26 protein-coding genes and 1 tRNA gene are annotated in these 23,676 nt (G+C 42.5%); 21 read left to right on the top strand and 6 right to left on the bottom strand.

What is annotated here, in order from left to right; translation table 11 throughout:
* Positions 1 to 97 precede the first annotated feature (97 nt).
* Positions 98 to 182: transfer RNA gene (locus tag KI655_RS07115), tRNA-Tyr, on the bottom strand.
* Positions 183 to 605: 423 nt separating this feature from the next.
* Between KI655_RS07115 and KI655_RS07120 the strand changes: the two genes are divergently transcribed.
* Positions 606 to 1,673 carry an efflux RND transporter periplasmic adaptor subunit gene (locus KI655_RS07120; RefSeq protein WP_285403085.1) on the top strand — a complete coding sequence of 356 codons (1,068 nt, stop codon included), beginning with the start codon at positions 606 to 608 and terminating at the stop codon, positions 1,671 to 1,673.
* Entirely contained in the window at positions 1,673 to 4,786 is a 3,114-nt protein-coding gene (gene vexH, locus KI655_RS07125) for a vibriobactin export RND transporter permease subunit VexH (protein WP_285403086.1), read from the top strand. The genes KI655_RS07120 and vexH overlap by 1 nt, the downstream gene beginning before the upstream one ends.
* 92 nt (positions 4,787 to 4,878) lie before the next feature.
* On the opposite strand, the gene elbB is transcribed toward vexH, so the two are convergent.
* Together elbB and KI655_RS07135 are read right to left on the bottom strand one after the other, a co-directional pair.
* Positions 4,879 to 5,529: an isoprenoid biosynthesis glyoxalase ElbB gene (gene elbB / locus KI655_RS07130; RefSeq protein ID WP_285403088.1), complete on the bottom strand. Its 651-nt coding sequence runs from the start codon at positions 5,527 to 5,529 to the stop codon at positions 4,879 to 4,881.
* Between the two features lie 91 nt (positions 5,530 to 5,620).
* A complete protein-coding gene (locus tag KI655_RS07135) occupies positions 5,621 to 6,229 on the bottom strand; it encodes a peptide permease (RefSeq protein WP_285403090.1) in 609 nt (202 codons plus the stop codon).
* A gap of 259 nt (positions 6,230 to 6,488) precedes the next feature.
* On the opposite strand from KI655_RS07135, the gene KI655_RS07140 reads away from it, so the two are divergent.
* The 15 genes from KI655_RS07140 (at position 6,489) to KI655_RS07210 (ending at position 18,234) form a co-directional block, all read left to right on the top strand.
* On the top strand, positions 6,489 to 6,698 hold the full coding sequence (locus KI655_RS07140; protein WP_285403092.1) for a Flp family type IVb pilin: 210 nt from the start codon (positions 6,489 to 6,491) through the stop codon (positions 6,696 to 6,698).
* Between the two features lie 11 nt (positions 6,699 to 6,709).
* Positions 6,710 to 7,153, top strand: coding sequence for a prepilin peptidase (locus tag KI655_RS07145; RefSeq protein ID WP_285403094.1), 444 nt, complete (start codon positions 6,710 to 6,712; stop codon positions 7,151 to 7,153).
* Between the two features lie 9 nt (positions 7,154 to 7,162).
* Positions 7,163 to 7,927 carry a Flp pilus assembly protein CpaB gene (cpaB, locus tag KI655_RS07150; RefSeq protein ID WP_285403095.1) on the top strand — a complete coding sequence of 255 codons (765 nt, stop codon included), beginning with the start codon at positions 7,163 to 7,165 and terminating at the stop codon, positions 7,925 to 7,927.
* A gap of 8 nt (positions 7,928 to 7,935) precedes the next feature.
* Positions 7,936 to 9,267 (top strand): type II and III secretion system protein family protein, encoded by a 1,332-nt coding sequence (locus KI655_RS07155; RefSeq protein WP_285403096.1) that lies wholly within the window; start codon positions 7,936 to 7,938, stop codon positions 9,265 to 9,267.
* Positions 9,264 to 9,743 carry a hypothetical protein gene (locus KI655_RS07160; RefSeq protein WP_285403097.1) on the top strand — a complete coding sequence of 160 codons (480 nt, stop codon included), beginning with the start codon at positions 9,264 to 9,266 and terminating at the stop codon, positions 9,741 to 9,743. The genes KI655_RS07155 and KI655_RS07160 overlap by 4 nt, the downstream gene beginning before the upstream one ends.
* Before the next feature lie 24 nt (positions 9,744 to 9,767).
* A complete protein-coding gene (locus KI655_RS07165) occupies positions 9,768 to 10,994 on the top strand; it encodes a chromosome partitioning protein ParA (protein ID WP_285403098.1) in 1,227 nt (408 codons plus the stop codon).
* On the top strand, positions 10,994 to 12,280 hold the full coding sequence (locus KI655_RS07170; RefSeq protein WP_285403099.1) for a CpaF family protein: 1,287 nt from the start codon (positions 10,994 to 10,996) through the stop codon (positions 12,278 to 12,280). The genes KI655_RS07165 and KI655_RS07170 overlap by 1 nt, the downstream gene beginning before the upstream one ends.
* Positions 12,277 to 13,206, top strand: a complete 930-nt coding sequence (locus KI655_RS07175; RefSeq protein WP_285403100.1) for a type II secretion system F family protein — start codon at positions 12,277 to 12,279, stop codon at positions 13,204 to 13,206. Before KI655_RS07170 ends, KI655_RS07175 begins: the two co-directional genes overlap by 4 nt.
* A complete protein-coding gene (locus tag KI655_RS07180; protein WP_285403102.1) occupies positions 13,207 to 14,079 on the top strand; it encodes a type II secretion system F family protein in 873 nt (290 codons plus the stop codon).
* Positions 14,072 to 14,803 (top strand): hypothetical protein, encoded by a 732-nt coding sequence (locus KI655_RS07185; RefSeq protein ID WP_285403103.1) that lies wholly within the window; start codon positions 14,072 to 14,074, stop codon positions 14,801 to 14,803. The genes KI655_RS07180 and KI655_RS07185 overlap by 8 nt, the downstream gene beginning before the upstream one ends.
* The gene (locus KI655_RS07190; protein WP_285403105.1) at positions 14,793 to 15,284 is read left to right on the top strand and encodes a pilus assembly protein; all 492 of its coding nucleotides are present in this window, start codon (positions 14,793 to 14,795) and stop codon (positions 15,282 to 15,284) included. The genes KI655_RS07185 and KI655_RS07190 overlap by 11 nt, the downstream gene beginning before the upstream one ends.
* A complete protein-coding gene (gene tadF, locus KI655_RS07195) occupies positions 15,259 to 15,804 on the top strand; it encodes a tight adherence pilus pseudopilin TadF (protein ID WP_285403107.1) in 546 nt (181 codons plus the stop codon). The genes KI655_RS07190 and tadF overlap by 26 nt, the downstream gene beginning before the upstream one ends.
* Before the next feature lie 5 nt (positions 15,805 to 15,809).
* Positions 15,810 to 17,171 carry a pilus assembly protein TadG-related protein gene (locus KI655_RS07200; RefSeq protein ID WP_285403109.1) on the top strand — a complete coding sequence of 454 codons (1,362 nt, stop codon included), beginning with the start codon at positions 15,810 to 15,812 and terminating at the stop codon, positions 17,169 to 17,171.
* 1 nt (position 17,172) lies between these two features.
* Positions 17,173 to 17,808 carry an OmpA family protein gene (locus KI655_RS07205; RefSeq protein WP_285403111.1) on the top strand — a complete coding sequence of 212 codons (636 nt, stop codon included), beginning with the start codon at positions 17,173 to 17,175 and terminating at the stop codon, positions 17,806 to 17,808.
* A 105-nt stretch (positions 17,809 to 17,913) separates the two neighbouring features.
* The gene (locus tag KI655_RS07210) at positions 17,914 to 18,234 is read left to right on the top strand and encodes a DUF1244 domain-containing protein (RefSeq protein ID WP_285403114.1); all 321 of its coding nucleotides are present in this window, start codon (positions 17,914 to 17,916) and stop codon (positions 18,232 to 18,234) included.
* Positions 18,235 to 18,324: 90 nt separating this feature from the next.
* Here the strand turns inward: KI655_RS07210 and KI655_RS07215 are convergent, their stop codons facing one another.
* Complete coding sequence (locus KI655_RS07215; RefSeq protein ID WP_285403116.1) at positions 18,325 to 19,389, bottom strand: PLP-dependent cysteine synthase family protein; 1,065 nt, start codon at positions 19,387 to 19,389, stop codon at positions 18,325 to 18,327.
* A gap of 149 nt (positions 19,390 to 19,538) precedes the next feature.
* Here KI655_RS07215 and KI655_RS07220 point away from each other — a divergent pair, with 149 nt between their 5' ends.
* Together KI655_RS07220 and KI655_RS07225 are read left to right on the top strand one after the other, a co-directional pair.
* Positions 19,539 to 19,994 (top strand): Lrp/AsnC family transcriptional regulator, encoded by a 456-nt coding sequence (locus KI655_RS07220; RefSeq protein ID WP_285403118.1) that lies wholly within the window; start codon positions 19,539 to 19,541, stop codon positions 19,992 to 19,994.
* A gap of 101 nt (positions 19,995 to 20,095) precedes the next feature.
* On the top strand, positions 20,096 to 20,800 hold the full coding sequence (locus KI655_RS07225; RefSeq protein WP_285403120.1) for a hypothetical protein: 705 nt from the start codon (positions 20,096 to 20,098) through the stop codon (positions 20,798 to 20,800).
* Positions 20,801 to 20,901: 101 nt separating this feature from the next.
* On the opposite strand, the gene tesB is transcribed toward KI655_RS07225, so the two are convergent.
* Positions 20,902 to 21,762, bottom strand: a complete 861-nt coding sequence (tesB, locus tag KI655_RS07230; RefSeq protein WP_285403122.1) for an acyl-CoA thioesterase II — start codon at positions 21,760 to 21,762, stop codon at positions 20,902 to 20,904.
* Positions 21,763 to 21,929: 167 nt separating this feature from the next.
* Between tesB and KI655_RS07235 the strand changes: the two genes are divergently transcribed.
* Complete coding sequence (locus tag KI655_RS07235; protein WP_285403124.1) at positions 21,930 to 22,370, top strand: YbaY family lipoprotein; 441 nt, start codon at positions 21,930 to 21,932, stop codon at positions 22,368 to 22,370.
* Between the two features lie 47 nt (positions 22,371 to 22,417).
* On the opposite strand, the gene KI655_RS07240 is transcribed toward KI655_RS07235, so the two are convergent.
* Positions 22,418 to 22,720 (bottom strand): DNA base-flipping protein, encoded by a 303-nt coding sequence (locus tag KI655_RS07240; protein WP_285403126.1) that lies wholly within the window; start codon positions 22,718 to 22,720, stop codon positions 22,418 to 22,420.
* Positions 22,721 to 22,771: 51 nt separating this feature from the next.
* On the opposite strand from KI655_RS07240, the gene KI655_RS07245 reads away from it, so the two are divergent.
* Positions 22,772 to 23,515: a hypothetical protein gene (locus KI655_RS07245; protein ID WP_032549572.1), complete on the top strand. Its 744-nt coding sequence runs from the start codon at positions 22,772 to 22,774 to the stop codon at positions 23,513 to 23,515.
* The last annotated feature ends 161 nt before the right edge of the window (positions 23,516 to 23,676 follow it).

Here is a 23,676-nt window from a genome sequence, read left to right on the forward strand (position 1 = left end):
CCCCTCCAGGGTGTTTTCCTATCTAACATAGGCTCAATTGAAGTTTTCCCAACGATTCAATCGAGGTTTTCTTATCTCTAAGGAGCTAAGAAGAATATGGTGGAGGGGGACGGATTCGAACCATCGAAGGCGGAGCCGGCAGATTTACAGTCTGCTCCCTTTGGCCACTCGGGAACCCCTCCAGGGGTGTTTTCCTATCTCTTGGTGGATAGGCTTAAGAAATGTTTTTCCCAACGCATCTCTCAAGTGCGGAGCGCATCATAGCAAACACGTTTAACCTGTAAAGAGTTTTTCTTATGGTTTTGTGTTGAATGCTGCCTTTTTGGGCAAAGATAGCGAAAAGTGCGCGTTTTGCTCGGTAAGTGAACATATGTTCTGGCTGTACCGTATTGTCATCCTAAATTATTGAGCCCGTAATAGGGGCTCAAATAGCAGTTAAATGGACATAAGCGACGCTTACTTCAATTTGAACGCTATGCTATAGCCTCGAATGTCAGCGGAATTTAGCTACATTTACACTTCTTGACGTTACTCGACACTATCAGTTGATAGAATACGGTTAATTACTTTATAGAGATCTCGAATCTAACTTACAGACTATCGTTATGACACATAAATCCATTTTATCTCTACTTAGCTTATCTATCATCTTGGCGTCTCCAGCCGTAGTCGCTAAGCGCATGGGACCAAGCGCAGTAACCGTGGTTACTGAGCAGGTCGATATTCATCAAGTTAACCAGTCACTTTCACTCGTTGGTAAGCTAGAAGCGGAACAATCCGTGATCATCTCTTCGGAGATCTCTGGCAAAGTGGATTCTATTCACGTTAAAGCTAACCAAGACGTTAAGAAAGACCAATTGTTGGTTCAGTTGGATGACGATAAAGCGAAGGCCGCCGTGGCTGAAGCAAAAGCATATCTAAAAGACGAGCGTCGTAAATTGGCAGAGTTTGAGCGTCTTGTGAAAAGAAATGCGATTACTCAAACAGAAATTGACGCACAGAAAACCAGTGTTGAAATCGCGTTAGCAAGATTGGACGCGGCAAATGCCAACCTAAAAGATCTTCATATTTCAGCACCATTCTCCGGCACCGTGGGTTTTATTGACTTTAGCCGCGGCAAACTCGTCAGTTCAGGTACTGAATTGGTGACACTGGATGACTTATCTGTGATGCAGTTAGATCTTCAGGTTCCAGAGCGTTACCTAGCGATGCTTTCAAAAGGTATGACAGTAACAGCACGCACAAGCGCATGGGGCGATACTGAATTCTCAGGCACTGTCGTGGGTATCGACTCACGCATTAACACAGAAACGCTAAACCTGCGTGTTCGTATCCACTTCGATAACCCGAATGACTACTTAAAACCAGGTATGTTGGTTTCAGCTGAGATGGACTTCCCAGCAGTTGAAGCGCCAATCATCCCAGTACAAGCTCTGCAATATTCAGGCACTAAGCGTTATGTGTATGTTGTAGGCGAAGATAACAAAGCAACCCGTACCGAAGTATTCCTAGGCGCTCGTATCGATAACGAAGTGGTGATCGAGAAAGGCATCAATATTGGTGACAAGATCGTGGTTCAAGGCATTGTGAATATGCGTGATGGCGTACAGGTTCAAGAGCTTGGTGTGACGACGTCAGCAAAGCGTCAACCTCAGCAAGAGGAAGCTAACTAATGCTGTTATCTGATGTTTCAGTAAAAAGACCGGTCGCCGCACTGGTTCTAAGTTTGCTGTTAGTGGTGTTTGGTATTGTCTCTTTCAGTAAGCTTGCTGTACGTGAAATGCCAGACATTGAGAGCCCTGTGGTCTCGATCAGTACTCGTTACGAAGGTGCTTCTGCGACCATCATTGAAAGCCAGATCACCTCCAACCTTGAGGATCAGCTTTCTGGTATCAGTGGTATTGATGAGATTGAGTCGACGACACGTAATGGCTCGTCACGTATTACTATCACCTTTGAGTTGGGTTACGACCTAAATACTGGTGTAAGTGATGTCCGTGATGCGGTGGCGCGAGCTCAGCGTTCTTTGCCAGATGAGGCTGACGATCCGATTGTTTATAAGAACAACGGTAGTGGTGAGGCATCTCTTTATATAAACCTTAGCTCTACGGAGATGGACCGAACCCAACTAACCGATTACACCGAACGTGTGCTTATCGACCGATTCAGTCTGATTTCAGGTGTGAGCTCGGTGGACATCTCGGGTGGTCTCTACAAGGTAATGTACGTCAAGCTCAAGCCCGAGCTGATGGCAGGTCGTGGTGTAACCGCTACTGATATCACCACGGCGCTTCGCAATGAGAACATTGAGAGCCCGGGTGGTGAGGTACGTAATGACGCGATCGTAATGTCGGTTCGTACTGCACGTTCATATACCCAAGCTGAAGATTTCGAGTATCTGGTTGTTAAGCGTGCATCGGATAACTCTCCTATCTACCTAAAAGATGTTGCGGATGTCTATATTGGTGCTGAGAACGAAAACTCGACCTTCAAGAGTGACGGTATCGTCAACGTAAGTATGGGTATCGTGCCACAATCGGATGCTAACCCGCTTGAAGTTGCCGATCTGGTCCACAAAGAAGTTGAGAACATCCAAAAGTTCTTACCGGATGGTACGCGATTGGCGATTGATTATGACTCAACTGTCTTTATCGACCGTTCAATCTCTGAGGTATATAGCACCCTGTTTGTTACCGGTGGTTTGGTTATCTTGGTGCTGTACGTATTTATCGGCCAAGCTCGTGCGACCTTGATCCCTGCGGTGACGGTGCCAGTATCGTTGATCTCATCGTTTATCGCTGCCTACTACTTTGGCTTCTCGATCAACCTGATCACGCTGATGGCACTGATCTTATCGATTGGTCTGGTTGTGGATGACGCGATCGTAGTGGTCGAGAACATCTTCCACCACATTGAACGCGGTGAATCACCACTTTTAGCTGCCTATAAAGGCACTCGTGAAGTAGGTTTCGCGGTTATTGCAACTACGCTGGTTCTAGTGATGGTGTTCCTACCGATCTCCTTTATGGACGGTATGGTGGGTCTGCTGTTTACGGAGTTCTCAGTATTGCTGGCGATGTCGGTGATCTTCTCGTCGCTGGTTGCTTTAACCCTGACGCCAGTATTGGGCAGCAAGATCTTAAAAGCTAACGTGAAACCGAATCGCTTCAACCACTTCGTTGAGCGTGTTTTCGGCAAGCTAGAAAAAGGCTATCGCAGCGTTTTGCGTCGTGCGCTGGCTTGGCGTTTGGCTGCACCAATCATCATCATCGCGTGTTTGGGTGGTAGTTATGGCCTGATGCAACAAGTGCCTGCACAGTTGACTCCTCAAGAAGACCGAGGCGTTATCTTTGCGTTTGTTCGTGGTGCGGATGCAACCAGTTATAACCGCATGTCTGCCAATATGGACTTGGTTGAAGAACGCTTGATGCCATTGCTTGGTCAGGGTTTCTTGAAGTCGTTCAGCCTGCAATCGCCAGCGTTTGGCGGTAATGCAGGTGACCAAACGGGCTTTGTTATCATGATTCTAGAAGACTGGGATGAACGTGATGCAACCGCTCAAGAGGCGTTAGGACAAGTTCGTAAGGCACTCAACGGCATTCCAGATGTGCGTATCTTCCCATTCATGCCGGGCTTCCGTGGTGGCTCGAGTGAACCTGTTCAGTTTGTTCTTGGTGGCTCTGACTACCCTGAACTGCAAAAGTGGGCAGAGATCCTCAAGCAAGCAGCTGAAGACTCGCCAATGATGGAAGGCGCGGACATCGATTACTCAGAGAAAACGCCTGAGCTATTGGTGACGGTAGATAAACAGCGTGCCGCTGAACTAGGTGTGAGTGTTTCCGATATCTCAGACACACTAGAGATCATGCTGGGCGGTAAGAGTGAAACAACCTTCGTTGAGCGTGGTGAAGAGTACGACGTTTACCTGCGTGGTGACGAGAACAGCTTCAACAATGCCAATGATCTCAGCCAAATTTACATGAGAACTCAATCGGGTGAATTAGTTACGCTGGATACGTTGACTAAGATTGAGGAAGTGGCATCGTCGATTCGTTTGTCTCACTACAACAAGCAGAAATCGATCACTATTAAAGCCAACTTGATGGAAGGCTACACCTTAGGTGATGCCCTTGATTTCCTTGATGAACAGGCGATTGAGATGCTGCCGGGTGATATCTCGGTGAGCTACTCTGGCGAGTCGAAAGACTTTAAAGAGAACCAATCGAGCATTCTTGTGGTGTTTGCCTTGGCGATGTTGGTAGCGTACTTGGTACTAGCTGCTCAGTTTGAAAGCTTCATCAACCCACTGGTGGTGATGTTCACTGTACCTATGGGGATCTTTGGTGGTTTCTTAGGCTTGGTGCTGATGAGTCAAGGTCTGAACGTCTACAGTCAGATCGGTATGATCATGTTGATCGGTATGGTAACTAAGAATGGTATCTTGATCGTAGAGTTTGCCAACCAACTGCGTGACCGTGGCATTGAGTTTGAAAAAGCGATTGTTGATGCGTCGGCGCGTCGTCTGCGTCCAATCATGATGACGGCATTTACCACGCTAGCGGGTGCGATTCCATTGATTACCTCAACGGGTGCGGGTTACGAGAGCCGCGTTGCGGTAGGTACGGTTATCTTCTTCGGTATGGGCTTTGCGACGCTGGTAACGCTGTTTGTTATCCCTGCGATGTACCGCCTGATCTCGGGTGCAACAAGAGCTCCGGGTCACGTAGAGGCAGAGCTAAACAAAGCACTGAGTCACGACACGGTAGGTCGTACCTCACACGGATAAACAGTCTTTTGACTGAATACTAAAAAGCTCGGCTTCTGAATGGAAGTCGAGCTTTTTTATTGTTTGGAGTATGGGAGAGGAGCTGTTAGCTGTTACGCTCTCGCGATAACCTCTTTCACCAAACGTTCGATACCTGAGTTGGCTTCCGAAATAGAGCCAGCCAACATATAAGCAGGAGTAGAGACAATATTGTGCTGATCATCGATAACAATATCATCTACTGGGCACTCTTGGTGCGCACCTCCTAACTGCTGGAATGCGCTAGCGGTGTCTTCATCGTTACCGATTGTGCCCTTTGCTTGAGAAGCGTAAACCATAGGAATGATCACTGGCGCAATACACATGTAGCCAGCGGGTTTCTTAGCTTGTGAAAAAGAAAGGCATGCGTTCTTAACATCTTCATTGATCTGGCAATCTGCTTGAGCAACAGCAAAGGTGGTTAAGTTCTTCGCTGCACCAAAACCGCCCGGCACAATCAAGGCATCAAAGTCTTGAGCAACGAGCTGTTGGACATCCTGAACATTACCTCGAGCAATTCGCGCTGACTCGACCAGTACGTTTCGCGACTCTTCCGTTACCTCGCCAGTCAGGTGGTTGACCACATGTAACTGGTCGATATTAGGAGCAAAGCAATGCCATGTCGCCCCTTCTTTTTCAATAGCGTGTAGCGTTAATACCGCTTCATGGATCTCGGCTCCGTCAAATACACCGCAGCCACTTAAAATCACAGCAATCTTTTTCATGGTAGTCCCTAAGGTTTGATGGTCATTGTTAATGGTGCTCAACGTTTAATTGGCTCGAACATCTTTAACTCAGAGCCTTAACGTTGAACTGTTAATTTTGTTGTGTCGTTTGGGTTTCGAGGTATTGCAGTGTGTTTAATAGGTCTTGTACAGAACTATGGCCTTTAATTCGTACTAGATACTGCCCATTTACCACGAAGCTGGGGATTCTCGTAATTTGTGCTTGCTTAGTTTTAGACTCCGCATTTTTCATCAAAAAATCAACCTGTTGCTTCTGATTTATTGACATCTGTTCGGGTACTAATAAGTCGTATTTCTCAAACAATTCTCGTCGCTTGTTTTGATTGTTTGAAGAATATTTTTGTTGAAAATGAAAAAGGTCATTGAGCATTTCACTACTAATGCTTTTTTTCTGAACAAGGAACGCATAATAAAGATTTGCTGAAGCTCGGGTAGAGTCGTTGAATACTACGTGAACGCGGTTCAGTTCCAACTCACCAGATTGTTCACTGGGGTGCAATATAGAGGTCATCTTCCAGCACGGTCCACATGTTAACGAAAAGAACTTTTCATGCGGGTGGCTAGTTTCGTATGGTTCACTTAACTTTGAGTACTGCTTACCTTCAATTGGTGACGAAAAGCCAAGAGTGCTATGCAGTAGTAAAGCTGTCGAAATTAATATCTTAGTTAGATTGTACATAACACCTCTGTTTACATGATTAATTAAAATATCTCTCCATTATTGAAAATAATATATAAGAAATTAAGTAAGATAGTTTAAGGGACTGTAAGTCGCGTATCATATAGTTATGTTCACTTTTCTTACATTCTCTTAATATATATATCAGTTATTTATTGTTAGTTTTTTCTGGCTTGAAAAATTAGAAACACGATGGTTATGTTTTTATCTTGAGTTTAGCCATTATGTTGTTAGATAAACCAAAAAATCTGAGAAAATTATGTTCACAAAACTATACGTAAACACAAAGCTTGCACTATCTGAATTCAAAAAAGACCAGCAAGGTGTAACTGCAATTGAATATGCAATTATCGGTGTGGCAATTTCAGCAATCGTTTTGGCCGTATTTAACGGTGATAATGGTCTGAAAAGTGCACTTCAAGGCTCAATGACAACAATCACAGAGAATATTACTGAAGCCAATAAGTAAGTAAAAACCTAATGATCGGTAACCTTTCATTGGTCTGGTGGCTATTATTAGCCACCATTTCAATCTTAATTTGTTATTCTGATATCCGTTACCGAAAAATACCAAATGAATACTGCTTAATGGTTTTGGTTCTTTCGCTGATTCTATGGGTATCTTCAGAACGTGATTGGGGAACAATAACAATAAGCTTAATTTTTCTAATCGGCGGTTTTTTTCTTTTTCTAATCGGCGTTTGGGGCGCTGGGGATGCAAAGCTAATCGCTTCTTTCAGTCCTTTGTTTGATCCTAGTTTGTTACCTTTAGGTTTTTTTATTACCGCCTCTACTGGGGTCACTATTGGAGTCATACAGATAGCGATAAGCTATTTATTTGGCAATAACGAGAAGCATAGAGGTGTTCCATACGCCGTTGCGATATGTGTAGGGTCTTTATTTACAGCGCTTGCGAGCTTTTAGTGGTTTTATATGAAAACAAAAATCTTATTGGTCTTACCGATTTTGATAATTACGCTTGGTGTATATAGCTTGATACAAAGGTTGTCTCTTGACCAGATTGAAAGCACAGAAATCAAAGTTGAACCAGTTAAAAAAGTAATGGTTTATCGATTGAATAAAAATGTAATAAAAGGCGAGAAGCTAGAACGAAGCCATGTTGTAATCGAAAGTTTGACTGAGGAAGAGTCAAATAACATAGGCGTTAAAAAAGATGTGGAAATAGACTTTATTCTTGGCGGTTTATTTTTAGATGACATGGAAGGAGGAGAGTATCTGTTTCCAAATGACATGATTCGACCTGATGACGAAGGCTACATAAATTTCATTATATCTAAGGGTAAAGTCCCTTATTCCATAGCGTTTCCCCAATCACAGGTTTTCGGTAGTGGAATTGTTCAAGACAGCTATGTTGATATTATCTCTATTTCAGAGTCTGATTCTATCGCAGAAAATTATGTATCGATTGAACCGTTATTCATGAATGTTCGGGTATTAAAGGTCCAAGAAATAGAAAGCATTAATGATGATGTCAGTGAAACATCGATTAGCGTCATTTTGGAGCTGACACCTAAACAATTAACCCAGTTATTAGTTGCAAAAAGAGTTAGTGATTTAGATATCTACCAATCTACAGGCGAGAACAAGATTAATACGCTTCAGGCAGATAGTGGAGATGTTTTACCTTACTTTCATGCTGTTACTGAGTTTCGCGCCAAGAGTAAAACATTTAATTAGGTCAAAACATGAAATCATTATTAAAAGCGCTTTGGTTGGTTTCTCTGTGTTTGTTATGGACCAGTAAAGTGAGTGGCCAGTCAGATATGAGTCTGCTAGTCGATGAAGCGACAACACTTGCAACAAAAAGCTCAATCAAGTCCGTATTTATTGCTAATCCAGAGGTTGCAGATTACCAAGTGATAGGTAAAAAGCAGATTGCCGTATATGGAATCAATGTAGGTACGACTTCGCTAATTGTGTTTGATCATGATGATCAGGTGTTGTTGTCAAAAAAAATTGAGGTCGAGCGTAGTTTTAAATCGATCTCCCGACAAATAAAAAAACGATTTCCTGAATCAACCGTAGAGATTAGTAACCTTGATCAGCAAGTTATTATTAGTGGAACGGTTTCTTCACACAAGATAAAAGACCAAATCTATGCTCTCGTCGGTTCAATGTTAGATAAGAAAAAAGAGCAGCAACAATTTCACTGGACTTTTGAAGATGAAGAGTGGCCAGTTGATTTTATGACTCGTGATAAATACAAAGGTGTTATTAACAATATTGAAGTTGCTGCCGTCAAACAAGTTAACGTCAAAATTACTATTGCGGAAGTATCTCACCGAGTACTTGAAGAGTTTGGTGTTCAATACTTTAACAATAGCCTAGGTGAAGCAGGCGTATTCGTTAATAAACTTAGTTCATTCAGTGCATCGGATATCGTTTCTATTATTACTGCTTCAAATAACGGCAGCATTGGACAGATATTAGCCGAGCCAAACCTATCTGTTATTTCAGGTGAAACCGCCAGTTTCTTGGTCGGAGGAGAGCTACCTGTAGTAACCGTCATTGACGACAAAACCAATGTTCAATTTAAAGAGTTTGGTATTGGTCTCAACGTGATGGCGAAGGTTGCTCAAGACGACCAGATTAAGCTGTCGTTAATTCCGAAAGTCAGTTCCCTTGATACTCAATATGCCAATGATGCCTATGATTTACCCGCGCTCAAAACACGTCGAGCGATGACGACGATTCAATTGGGCGACGGGCAGAGCTTTGTATTAGGAGGATTGATGAGTTCAGAAGAGAAAGAGAGTCTGAATAAGATCCCCTTTGTAGGCGACATTCCTGTTCTAGGTGCTTTATTTAGACATACCCAAACTGAACGCAATAAAACAGAGTTGATTATTGTCGCAACAGTTAGCTTGATCAAACCGGTCACTTCGACAGAGATCCAATTGCCTGTAATGGAAAGAAGTTCGACATTGGGGCGCTTTTTTGCGTTGCCTGATACCTCCTCACCTGAGAGTAAACGTTGGGCGAAAGAGATCTTTTCAACTGGAGGTTTCATCCAATGAAACAAAATTTATTGTTACTAGTTGTCGTTGCAAGTTTGGTTTCTGGTTGCGCTGTGAAAGATAGAAAAGGCGCAGAACTGGAGCTTGTTCCTGTAACCCACTGTTTTCAAATTGACTTTGCCCCTGATGAGAATAAGTCGTTCAACCAACAGTTAGATGTTTTCCTAACCAGTAATCGAGCGCTGATACTTAGCAAACCTCTTGTTATTACTTGGGCTAATAAGCCCGGTTTAGAGTTTGCGACCAAAACTCGAGAGTGGCTTCTTAAAGTCGGTGTCGATAGCAGAAACATAACGTTTAGAGAAGACCCAAAAGAAGCCGATTTTACAATTAAATTTACAGACTATGTCGTGCGAAGTGGTGTTTGCAATTATCAAAAGCTTGGGAATTTTGACCAGAATAGTTTGGGCTGTTCGTTAGATGGGCTGCTTTGGAAGTCAAAGGTTAACCCTGAAAAAGTGATAGAGCGTAATTGATAGGGCTTGCTTGAGGTAAAAAATATGTTTGATCTTGTTGATCTACTCAAAACAGATTCGGTTAAAGAAGCGTATGAAGAAAGGATCACCACAGTTCTTTTCCAACAAACGCCAGAGTGTCGCAACTTGGTTGAAGAGGCGTATAGATTCGAAGGAATTATGTCACCGGTTGTTGTGAACAATAATGAAGAATCTATTCGAGAGCATGTTAGAGCATCTGCAATCGAAATCGTCATTGTTGAGCTAAATAATAGCTCTAATGTCACCCAAGATATGAGAACGATCAGTCACTTATTACCCAATGAGGCATCAGTCATTGTTGTTGGTAGTGAGGATTCGATTTCGACCATTCGTAATTTAAAAGATATGGGGTTCTATTACCTCTTTTGGCCTATTACTAAGCAGGAGCTTATCGATTTCGTGAGAAACGTGCATGAAAATCGTCAAAGAAAAGCAGGTTTAGGAAAAAATAGAGATGCAAAAAAAGTCGCTTTTTGGGGGAGTAAAGGCGGTGTGGGAACAACTTTACTAACCTCTGAAGTTGCTTATCTGTTGGCCAACGAGAAAGACAGCAAATGTCTCATCGTTGATCACGATTATTTAGGAGGCAATCTAGATATTTTTATGGGGATGAAAGGTTATGGAAAGAAACCCCTACAAACGGGTACGCTTTCAGCAAATCTGGATATCACCTATGCACAAAGCCTAGTCTCTAAGCAGAGCGACATGCTGTCCATATTGGGTGTCGATTCCAATGATATCAGTGAAGAGGAGCTTAAGTCTTATACACGCGCGCTATCAAGCCAATTAGCTAAAGAGAATAACTTTATCATTGAAGATCTGTCTCGTGGCGGTTGCTCCAAACTAGATGCAGAGCATCTATCAAAACATTGTCAGATCATCATTTTAATCGTTGAGCCTACGGTTTCCAGTTTACGAGAAACCGTTAAATTTATCACTCAGATGGAAGAGCTTAATTGCCGTTCTCGATACATAGTGGTGTTGAATCACCCACGTCCTGAACAGAGTGCGACGATTACAAAGAAAGAAATTGAAAAGTACCTCAACCAACCTATCGATGTGGTATTACCTTACGAACAGAGTGCTGGTGAACAGCTCATCTTAGGCAAAAAGCTGAGTGAGGGGAAACTGAGCATTCGTCAAGGGCTCAATGAGATAACGTCTTTATTGCTTGGAGAGACAGTAGCTGCAAATCCATCATGGTTCCAAAGATTGATGAGTAAGCGCTAATGTTAGATCAATTAAAAGATATTTTTATCCAGTTGCGCACGCAAATTTTTACTGCCCTTGAGGTAGAAAATGTTACCCAATTAACAAAGGAAGAGCTGACTAAGCAAGTTGCGAATGCGATCAATGTTCTACTTGAGCGTCAAAGTGTATCCGTTCCTGAAGTTGTTCGGAATGAGTTTGTTAAAAGTCTAGTTGATGAGCTCCAAGGGTTGGGTCCTCTTCAGTCGTTAATGGAAGATGAGTCCATTAGCGACATTATGATCAACGGGCCGGATCAAATCTACATTGAGCGTAACGGCTTACTCGAAGTATCGAAGGTTACTTTTATTGATGAGTCTCAGCTACTTTTAATTGCTAAAAGGATTGCCACACGCGTTGGACGACGAGTTGATGATTCATCCCCAACTTGTGATGCAAGATTAGAAGACGGTAGTCGCGTCAATATCGTGATTCCGCCAGTCGCAATAGACGGCACTTCAATCTCGATTCGTAAGTTTAAGAAGAATTCATTGGGACTAGACTCGTTAGTCAATTTTGGTGCGATGACTGATGAAATGTCAAAGATCCTAATGATCGCTGCTCGTGCCCGTTTGAATATATTGATATCAGGAGGCACAGGTTCTGGAAAAACGACAATGCTCAACGCTTTGTCTCAGTTTATTTCAGATAAAGAGCGAATTGTTTCTATTGAAGATGCGGCAGAACTAAAGCTTCAACAGCCTCATGTAGTCAGGTTAGAGACCAAGGCTGCTGGTATTGAAGGATCTGGTGCGGTAACTCAACGTGACTTAGTCATTAACTCTCTTCGTATGCGTCCAGATCGAATCATTGTTGGTGAGTGTCGCGGTGGAGAAGCGTTTGAAATGCTGCAAGCAATGAACACTGGACATGATGGCTCAATGTCAACGTTACACGCAAATACGCCACGAGACGCTCTCGCACGTGTCGAAGCTATGGTTATGATGGGAACGGAAAATCTCCCATTAGAAGCGATTAGAAGAACAATAGTCAGTGCTGTTGATCTTGTGATTCAGATAAGCCGATTGCACGATGGCAGCCGAAAGGTCATGAGTATTTCAGAGGTAGTAGGCCTTGAGGGAAACAGTGTGGTGATGGAAGAGGTCTTTAAATTCGTTCCCACTTCTAGCCAAGGGCCAAACGGCGAACTACGTGGCAACTTCATGACATCAGGTCTTATGCAACGTTCAGTTCTTGTCGAGAAAAGTCGTTTCTTTGGATTAGAAGAGCAGTTGCAACAAGTGTTTAAAAATGCAGAGGCCTTATGATTTTACCGATCTTTTTGATCACTACCGGCTGCGTCATTTTACTGTTCTCTTTTTTTGCATTTCGTAATAAAGGCAATAAAAAAGAGTACTTGGAATCGTTCGGCAAGACAGTGATTGTTGGTTCTTTAGATACTAATAAGCAGGCGTTTAACTTAAGTGCTTTAAGTAAAGAGTCTTTTATTGAACTACTCCAAAGATACGCCAAGAGTTTAGCGAATCAACTAGGGCCACTCTATCTAATTAAAATCGCCGTTTTTTGTTCGTTATTATTGATGTTCAGTCTGTATTTGAATTCAAACTTTTTGCGAATGAATCAAATGTGGGTCTCCTTGGTAACGCTTTTACTCGGTATGGTTTGGGGTATTTCATTCTTGAACAAGCGAGAAAAAGAGCGCTTCGAATCAACGTTCCCAGATGCTCTCAACATGCTTGCTAGCGCAGTGAGTGCGGGTGAGAGTATCACTCAAGCAATGGCATTCGTAGGAAGAAACCTCGCTGGCCCTGTTGGAAGTGAATTTAAGTTGATGGCGGACAGGCTTCAAGTTGGTGAACCGCCAGAAGTCGTTTTCAGCAAATCTTGCAACCGATTCCCGTATCCAACGTTTTATTTTTTCGTAATTTCGATGCGCGCCAATATGATTCGCGGTGGTCAACTAAAAGAGATTATTAGTCGTCTAAATCGCGTCATGTTTGATGCTAGGGCAGTGGACAAGAAAAAATTTGCCCTGACGTCAGAAGCCAGGATCTCAGCGAAGATAGTCGGAGCAATTCCGTTCTTATTTTTATTTGCACTTCAATACCTTAGTCCAGAAAACTTTGAGTATGTCATGTACTCCGACGCTGGACGCCCAATTCTCTATTACGTTCTCATTAGTGAAAGTATCGGTATGTTTATAGTTTGGCTGTTGATGAAGAGTGTCAGATAAATGTCGATTAAAGAAAGTGTTATGAGCTTGGATATTGCAATCATTACTTTGAGCGCTATTTGGCTGCTTTTTCTTTTAAAGAGCATCCTTTTAAAGCAAAAACGCAGCTCAATGCTCACTAAGAATACTGCTGAAAGCCAAACGATCTCGAAATCAATTCAAGGGATACTCTCCCAATTGAGTTTTTCCGGAAAAGATGACGCTGCGCAACTCTTTTCAGCTGCCGGTTTTTACAACTTTAAATACGCAAACCTGTTTCAACCAACTAAGTACGTCATGCTATTAGTTGGGGGAATAGCGATATGGAGCTACGTGCGCGAAACCCACGAATTGATGACGCAAGTAGCTTGTCTTTCGTTGTGGGTAATTACGATACTTCTATTTCCGGACCTGTATCTTAAACGCAAGAAAGACAAGCTTCAGGCATCGTTATCAAGTCAGTTGCCTTACTTACTTGATCTGATGGGAGTATGTGTGCAAACAGGCATGACGATAGAAGCTTCTTTATCTTATTTGTCTGAAGAGTTGGAAGGCTTTGATAAAGACCTAGCCCATATAGTTTCGCAAACAAACCACCGAGCAAAGGTAGTGGGCTTAGATATAGCGTTAGATGAGTTACAACTAAAAGTACCCACCACCGAAATGCGCAGTTTCTGTGTGACTCTGAAACAGAGCATTCAATATGGCACTTCAATATATTCAGTACTAACCATATTAGCGTCAGATATTAGGGAAGTAAATATGCTCTCTCTAGAAGAAAAAATAGGCAAGTTAGCAGCTAAAATGTCTATTCCCTTAATTACATTCATAATGATTCCAATCGTTATTTTAATTGCTGCGCCTGGTGTAATGAGGATGATGGAAAATGTTTAGAACATTGAGTGCGTTATGTTTGATATTTTTATTTGGATGCACCTCTTCGCACAAGTTTTCACAAGATTGGTTGGTGAAAGAGAAGTTGCTTATTGAATCCGATAACAACCAAGCATTGGTGATCTTATATAAAGAACAGCTGAAAAATCGTAATGATGTTGAAGTGATGATCAAGTTGTCACAAGCTTATCTAAAATTGAATGATACTAAATCTGCTCTGTTTTTTATTGAAAAAGTCAATCTAGAAAACGAACCTACAGAGTTATCTCTGTTTATTGAGGCATCAGCGCTCAATCAGCAAGGAAATAATGAAAAATCTAGAAGAGTCGCCTTATCTGTATTGGATATAAATAAAAAAAATACTGACGCAATTAACCTTCTTGGAGTGATTAGTTCGGAGTTGGGAGCTTATGAAGCCGCAAGTGAATATTTTAAAAAGGCAAAAGCTCTCTATCATGATGACGATGTAGTTAGTAATAACCTCGCTATTCTCCATATACTCAAGGGAGAATATCAGGATGCAGTTGATTTACTAATGCCAATTTTTAACAAAGATAGTGGCAATAGAAAAGTTAAATCAAATTTGCTATTCGCTTTGGCAAAGTCTAAACAAGTCGAGTTATGGTTTGAAGTATCAAGAAGTAGAAATGACCCAATGTGGAAAGAAAAATATATCGCACTTCAAAGTTCCTCTTTAGCCATAGGTGGAAACAATGAAGTCTAGAAGTTTTAACAAAGGTGTTGCGTCTATAGAATTTGTTTTCGGCTTTATGGCTTTTTGGTTGATGTGTGTTTGTTTTATTGAACTTAGTTATTTGTCATTTATTAGCTCAATCAATGACCTAATTATTACGGAATCAGTACGAGAATCAAAGATTAATCAGGGGAGCTATAAAGATAGTTTCAAACAGCTTGTGATTGAAAATACCAATATGTGGGCTGGAATTATTGATGAAAACAAGTTCCGCATGTCAATTTATTATATTGAATCAATAAACGCACTGGCAGGTGTCACTGAATCTTGTGCTTTTGATGAAGGTGAGAGTTTCACTCAGTGTGGGAATCCGAAGGGTAGTGCAATTGCTATTTATCACATCGAGTATCAATATAAAGCACTATTCGACTTTTTATTAACCGATGACTTCATTTTGAAAAGAGAAGTGTTATCTATTCAGGAATATGAACGTGACCAATTCTATATCTAGTCAAAGAGGTAGCTTTTCAATTGAGTTTGCAATAGTTGGTGTATGTTTCAGTTTGCTATTAATTTTTGCATCCGACTTAGTGGTTAAGATGTCAATGAAGGGAAAGTTAGATCGTCTCTCTTTTTCTGCAGTCAGTATTTTGAAAGAGAGAACCCAACTTTACGATCAAGTGAGTTCATCGAATTATAGCCAAGCTAAACAAATTTATGAGATTACTTCCCTTTCGTTAAACCGAATGTCTAACACTTTCAGCCGTGATAGGTTTGGGGTTCACGTAGAGGAAATGACCTTCTCTAAGACCGGCAAAAGGAACCCAATTGTAACGCATCAATTTGGCCTCCCGTTTACGACAAGTCAACTGATTACCGACTTAGAGTCTCTATCAGTACTCTCTAGTTGGGGCCGTCGAGTACCTCTTTATAGAGTTTCCGTCTGTTATCAAACTGATAATTGGTTTGGTAGCTTGATTGGAGCTAACTACGATTTAGTGTGCTCTGAATCCATAATGATAGGACGTTAAATACTATGTTCCGAATAAAGCAGCAAGGAGGCCATGCATCCATTCTCTTTGTTTTATTTATGCCCATGCTTTTTATGTTGTTTACGTTAGCTCTTGATGGTGCACATGCGATGCAAAATAAAGCTAGGCTTGGTGATGCTGCTGAATTAGCGGCATTATCGTTAAGCGCTCATGATGCATCAAATGGCAACTCTAGTGGTGAAGGTTCTGGTAGTAAAGTAAACAGAGATATTGCTATAAATGTGATTAACCATTACCTAGGTGGTAATGGGCAACTTAAAGACCTCAAGATATTTCGCTCTTCATGTGAAGATATTCCTGAGTGCTTGGAAAGACTAAAAAGGGGTGGAAAAAGATACCATCAATATAAGGTGAGTGCGATTTATGAAGAGTCTAGTTGGCTCCCAGGTTGGGGGCAGGATGAGGAAGTTGACAACATACTATTGGTTAGCGGTTCATCAACAGCGTTTAAATATCAAGCTGAAAAAGTGGATGTGTTTTTTGTAGCCGATTATTCTAATTCCATGAATGATAGTTGGAGTGGTTCTGGTAAGAAATATGAGGATATGAATAATGTTATTCAAGAAGTTGTTGATGAACTTAAGATGCAAGATAATCCGGATGTTAGCCGAAAACATCGAGTAGGAATTGTTCCATTTTTTATTGCAACACCGACAAAAGTCATAGGGGAGAAAAGTTATTGTAAGCTTTCTCAGGTTTATGAAAGAAATGAAGACTACGATATAAATTCAGCAGATCCAAAAATACCACAGTTGCAGTTCGAGTCAATAAATTATAGAGATGCCCTTAAGAATATTTGGAAGGAGAAAAGTGAGAAAAATTGTCTACCTATGGTTAAAAAAGACGCATATGTAGAGAAAGGGGAAAAAGCTTTTAGGAAAAACAAGAAACAGAAACGTTATGAAGTCTATACAGAAATGAAGCTTACATCAGACTTTAATTATTTTAATAGCCGTATTTCTGAATACCGTCCACTTGGGTGGGGAACACACTTTATATCTGGTTTAACAAGAGCAGCAAAGTTGTTAGAAGGTGATTCTTATAATTCGAAAAGAATAATTATTATTTTGTCTGATGGTGTAGAGGTTCCAAAGTATATATCTGGAAGTGTCGTTAAAGGTGGGCTATGCAAAATGGTAATGGAGAAGTTAAATACAGGAACAAACGATCTTGGAGAACCATTGCATACTCGAATAGCCGGCGTTGGGTTTGATTATGATACATCTAAAAACGTAGCTTTAATCAATTGTTTGGGAGAGGGTAATGTTTTCAAAGCACAAGATAGAGACGAACTAAAAAGTAAGATCCTAGAGTTAGTATCTGAAGAAATAGGTCGCCTTAAATAGAATGAAAAAAGGTAATAAAATGAACAATATTTATGGTTTAACTGTGGCGTTAGGGCTGTCTATTCTGATGCTAGCTACCAAGGCTTACTCTCAGAGTAATAAAGATGTAGAGGTCTTATGTTATCCGAATCAAACTCAAGGTAACTATCATGTTAAACCTAAAGACAATAAGCATATTGTAGCCTTAAATCAGGGAAGCTTTTCTGTAATCGAGAAGGAAGTGAATAGCCAAGAACAAGGTAGTATATCAAGTGAAGTTCTTAGTAAGGCATGTCATGAGTACCTGATTCGCTTTCGAGATAAAGAGAGCAATTCACGTTATGAAGCAAGAGTGTATTTTGATTTTGACCAGAGCGCCCTAACGGCAGCTTCGAAAGAGATACTAGATGAAATCGCTAATCAGCATCATCACGGAAATGTATTGAGCATTAAGGGGTATACTGACTCTACTGGATCGAAAAGCTACAACTACAATTTGGGCTTGGAGCGCGCAAAACGGGTTGCGAATTATCTAAGTAATAGAGGGATTGAGCTGAGTGAACTCCAAACTGAATCGCTCGGCGAATCGGACCCATTAGAGCCAAATTCCACTGCATCTGGCCGTTCGATGAATAGGCGTGTTATGGTTTCAATGTAATTCCTTTGATTTTCTTGAAAAGCCTGCGTTTGCTCCTAGAGAATCGCAGGCTTTTTTTGTATAACAACAAGGCTCAATAAAATAGAACAGAATAAGGAATGTAACGTGGCTGAATTCAAATATAAAAATCTGTCTCAAGAAGAACAAGACAAGCTGGATGCGGCGACTTTCCGTCGTTTGCTGGCCCACCTAGATGACAACAAAGATGTACAGAACATTGACCTGATGATCTTAGCGGGTTTCTGTCGTAACTGTTTCAGTAAGTGGTATAAAACTGAAGCGGAACAGCAAGGTCTAGACATCGATATCGATGATGCTCGTGAGCGCGTATACGGCATGACTTACGATGAGTGGAAACAGAACCACCAACCAAAGGCTACACCAGAGCAGTTAGCCGCTTTCGAAGCGAAGCAAAAACCAGAGTAAACAACTCGACCCTTGTTAAAAAAGCGGTATGAACCTTTTCATGCCGCTTTTTGTTTTAAGTTTTTCGGTGTTGTTTATACAAACGAGTTTTTACAGCTCGCCAGTTTGGTTAAACACTTTGAGTTTTTCCGCGAACGGTTCGATATCACCGATGTTTTCACGAATCCACTCGTCATCAAAGTAAGTGTCTAGGTAACGTTCACCGCTGTCACACAACAGCGTCACGATAGAGCCTTTCTCGCCACGTGCTTTCATCTCGCTTGCCAGCTGTAATACGCCATACATGTTGGTACCTGTTGAAGCGCCAACTTTACGGCCAAGCAGTTCTGACAACCAGTGCGTTGTCGCAATACTTGCAGCATCTGGAATGGTGCGCATCTCATCAATCACGCCGGTGATGAAGCTAGGCTCAACGCGAGGGCGACCAATACCTTCAATCTTGCTGCCCTTGTCGCCAGTGAGGTCCACATTACCTGTCTTAAAGAAATCATGGAATACCGAGTTCTCTGGGTCGACAACGCACAGCTTAGTTTCATGTTGTTGGTAGCGAATGAAACGACCAATGGTTGCAGAAGTGCCGCCAGTGCCCGGGCTCATCACGACCCATGCTGGGATAGGGTGATCTTCCATCTGCATCTGGTTGAAAATCGAGTTGGCGATGTTGTTGTTACCGCGCCAGTCGGTTGCACGCTCTGCATAGGTGAATTGGTCCATGTAGTGACCATTGAGCTCTTCAGCCAGACGACGAGACTCAGCATAAATCTGGTCAGAACGATCAACTAGGTGAGCTTGGCCGCCGTAGAACTCAATCTGCTCAATCTTTTTCTTGGCTGTGCACTTTGGCATAACCGCAATGAAAGGTAGGCCAAGCAAACGAGCGAAATATGCCTCTGATACTGCAGTACTACCAGATGACGATTCAATGATTGTGGTCTCTGGACCAACCCAGCCATTACAAATCGCGTATAGGAAAAGTGAACGCGCTAAGCGGTGTTTTAGAGAGCCCGTAGGGTGTGTACTTTCATCTTTTAGGTAGATATCGATGCCTTCAACACTCGGCAAATCAAGTTTGATAAGGTGAGTATCGGCAGAACGTTGAAAGTCTGCTTCGATTTTGCGGATGGCATTGTTGATCCATTTATGGTCAGTACACATAGGGGTATCTCCAGAATTTTGACGTTGTTATTTTTATCTTTGCTATGTCACTAAATTAGCGAGATCTGCAGAGAAAAACTTTGCTATATTTACTTCATATTGATGACAAAGTAGAAAAAATTTCTCTTTTATAGGCTTTTATTGAAAACATGATCGACGCCACAGACAAAAAGATACTACGTCTACTTCAGCAAGACAGCACACTGTCACTCAACGATATCGCTGAAGCCGTGAACCTAACCACAACCCCTTGTTGGAAGCGCCTCAAGCGTCTAGAAGAGGAGGGGGTGATAGAAAAACGTGTCGCGCTACTCAACCCTGAGAAGCTGGATCTCTCATTTACTGCTTTCGTATTGGTAAAAACCAGTGATCACTCACATGAGTGGTATGGCCGTTTTGTGGGCACTGTTACCGAATTCCCAGAGGTGATGGAGTTCTACCGAATGGCAGGTGAATATGATTACATGCTCAAAGTGCAAGTGAAGGACATGAAATGCTTTGATGAGTTTTACAAGCGTTTGGTGAACAGTGTTGATGGTATCTCAAACGTGACCTCGACATTTGCGATGGAGCCTTTGAAATACACCACCGCACTGCCGCTATAATTAGAGATAAACAATTTAAATCATAAATCTAAGATGAATAGCCTGCTGTTTCGAACTCGCAATCGAAGTAGCAGTATAAGAAGTTATAAATAGGGAAGTTTATGCAAGCAAGAATCGCGATGGCCATTCAACTGTTATTAGCCACGGCCATATTCTATTTGGGGTACAGTATTTTTTCTTTCACTAACAAAGTCGGAGAGGTGGTCGATACCTACCCGCAAGTGATTGATGATCTGTCTGTTGTGACCAAAGAGCTGCAAGTGGAAGAGTGGCTCGCATTAGCCAAGCATATTGATGAGCTTGCCCCAGAGGTGCTTGTGACGGTGGAAGCTGTGCGCCAGACCGTTGATGAGGTAAACCAGACTGTCGCCTCGGTTGATGGCAAGATCCCAAGTATCTTATCTGAAGTGAAAAGTGTCAGAACCGAGACCGTACCGTCGGTATTGAAAGAGATTGAAGTGCTGCGTACCGACGTCATTCCTCCAACACTCACTGAGGTAACCCGCTACCGTGTCGATGTTGTGCCTCCGGTACTGGCGGAAAGTCAGGCCTATCGTGAGCAGGTGATACCGGTTGTTGTTCAAGAGTCTGAACAGTTACGAGCGGATGTACCGGGAATTTTGACTCAAGCGACAGAGCTGGTGGATAAGAGTAAGGTCTTGGCACAAACGGCCACTCAAGGCGCTGTAGAAGGTACTGTGAAAGGGGTAGTGCTATCACCAATTAATCTTATTCGTGATGCTGGCAACGGAATCAAAGTACGCGTGCAAGGCGAAGAGGTGGAAGTGGTGCCTGTCGAAGAATAAGCGCTGTAGGACGAAATGCAGGACATCGATCAAAAGGGCTTGAGTGTGACTCAAGCCCTTTATTTTTTATGCTCACGCATTACTAACGAATATGGTTTAGCTTACTTAGTGAAGCGCATGACCCCTTCTTGAACCGCCGTTGCCACCAACTGACCTTGTTGGTTGTAGATCTCACCTCGAACTAAACCGCGCGTGTTGCTCGCGGTTGGGCTTTCAATCGCGTACAACAGCCACTCATCCATTTTGAATGGGCGGTGGAACCAGATTGAGTGGTCAATCGTGGCGACTTGGAAGTTTGGTGTCATCAAAGAGACTTCATGCGGATGCAGAGCCGTAACCAAGAAACCCCAATCAGAAGCGTAAGCCAGTAGGTATTGATGAATCAGGTGGTTATCGGGCATTTCGCCGTTGGCACGCACCCATAGGTATTGCTTTGGCTCAGTTTTCTTTGGCTTGAGTGGGTTTACCACGGTTACAGGACGCATTTCGATTGGCTTTTCACCGCAGAAGGTTTTACGTAGTTTCTCTGGTAAAAATTCCGCGATGTGGCTAGCCAGTTCAGTCTCCGAAGCAAAGTTCTCAGGGCCTGGAATATCTGGCATGGTATTTTGGTGCTCAAAGCCGGGTGCATCACCGTGGTAAGAGGCGGTCAGGTAGAAGATTGGTCGACCATTTTGAATCGCTTTAACACGGCGAGTGCTGAAGCTACGCCCGTCTCTTAGGTTCTCTACATCGTAGATGATCGGCTTTTCTGGATCGCCCGGAAATAGAAAGTAGCTGTGGAACGAGTGAACACTGCGGTCCTCTTCTACGGTATAGCGCGCAGCAGATAACGCCTGCCCGAGTACTTGTCCGCCATAGACTTGTGGTAAGCCGAGGTTTTCACTTTGTCCTCGAAATAGACCCTCTTCCAATTTTTCTAGCTGAAGTAAACTTAGTAGTTCTTTTAATGGTTGACTCATTGCCAGCATACCTCTTAATAAAATGAGAGCAGGTTAAAGGGTTAACCGGGCTGCTCAGTCAAATATCTGTCAATAAATCATAGGGTTTCAAGACAGAATATGAAAGCTCTCTTATAATTAGCATTCAGTTTTGCTATATCCGGCAAACACATTGAGAGAAATATCTTATGAAAAAGGCTTTATTAATCGCAACGTCTTTAATCTCATTTGGCTTCCTAGCTGGCTGCCAAACCACTGAACAAAGTGAGGCAGCTCAAGAGGTTGTCGCAGAGAACATGAAAATGGTAACCGGTACGGTAAGTTACCGAGAGCGCATTGCACTTCCTGAAAATGCACTAGTAACGGTAACACTAGAAGATATCTCACTGGCTGATGCACCTTCAAAGGTATTGGCGACTCAAGAATTCACAACCGATGGCAAGCAGGTCCCATTTGCTTTTGAACTGAAGTACGACGCTAGCCAGATTAAGGCGAACCATCGCTACAATGTGCGCGCAAGTATCCATGTTGATAGCAAGCTGCGTTTCACAACAGATACAATTGCACCTGTGATCACAGATGCAGCTAACACAGAATCACTGGATTTGCGTTTGGTTGGTGTTCGTTAATTCATTGTTCTCTAAGAGAACGAGCTGAATAAAGAACAATGGCAGCGTTACGGCTGCCATTTGTATTTTCTGAGTTTAATTTTACCTGTCTCACTCACCTCAACGCCTTCCTCTTCCAAATGACGCTTTTGTCGCTCGAAGTCCTCGCCTTTTAACGAAATCTCGCCTTTACTATTAATGACCCTAAACCAAGGGAGCTGACTTCCCTCTGGTAAATTGCCCAAAGCTTTGCCTACGTGACGCGCATAGCCTGGAAAGCCTGAAAAACGTGCTATGTCTCCATAAGTTGTTACTTTCCCATAGGGAATTTGGTGAATTACAGCAAAGATTTGGGGTAAAAATTGGTCCATACTAACTATTCCTAGTTCATTAATACCACGGATCGGTAGAAGGAGAGAGCTATGGTATTTTCAACGTTTCAGTTCTTAGTGACAACCCTATTAGCGGTTGTTTGTGCCCGAGCTATTAGTTTAAGTGACGGCGACATTCCCGTTTTGGCTATGGTTATCCCCGCGCTATGGATTTTGCCGCAAGGAGGAGTCGCAGGCTTAGCTTTGCTTGCTTCAATGACCGTATACGGCCTAACACTTCCAATGCAGCCTATAACTTTATCAGTCAGTGCGTGGGTGTTGTTCCCTCTTCTGATGGTTGTTTTCTCACGCCGTAGTAGCTTGTCAGTGCTTGTGGTATCAGGATTAATTGTCACGACTCTGCAAGTCGGCATTATGGTGACTCAGTCTGCAGGTAAGCTTGACGGTACGCCTTGGGTTACGGTTCTTCAAACCCTATCAATCATAGTCATCTGGTGGGCGGCGAATCACCTCAAACCGGCTAGTCGACATAGCTGGTGGTCACTGTTTCTGATATTGCCACTCTGGATAGCAGACTTACCTTATGCGGCACTAGTAGCCTTGTGTGTAACGGGCATCATGGCGTCAATGGAGGCGATGACTAAGCTCAAAACCTTCCGCTGGAATAAGCTGTTGTGCTGGACACTGCCCACAGCTGGTTTCGCTGCTCTGGTGATTACACCGAGCATTGAGGTACCGAGCCCAGTATTTGTTGTGTGGTTATGCTTGTTAGGCACTGCGTGGATGACGGACTACATTATTCGTACAGAAGATAACGAAGATATCGATATCTAAGCGTTCATAGCTCCAACGTCAGCATTTGTTTCCTATCTCTCTTTTTCACAGGTAAATGACCAATTTACCTGCGATTTAGTAGTGGTTTGAGTAAAGGATAAGCACTTAGACCACAATTGTTTAAAAATAGGGTGGAAGGGCTTGCAATGGTTGCGGGGATG

The sequence above is a fragment of the Vibrio sp. D404a genome, from assembly GCF_030248535.1.
Lineage (GTDB): Bacteria > Pseudomonadota > Gammaproteobacteria > Enterobacterales > Vibrionaceae > Vibrio.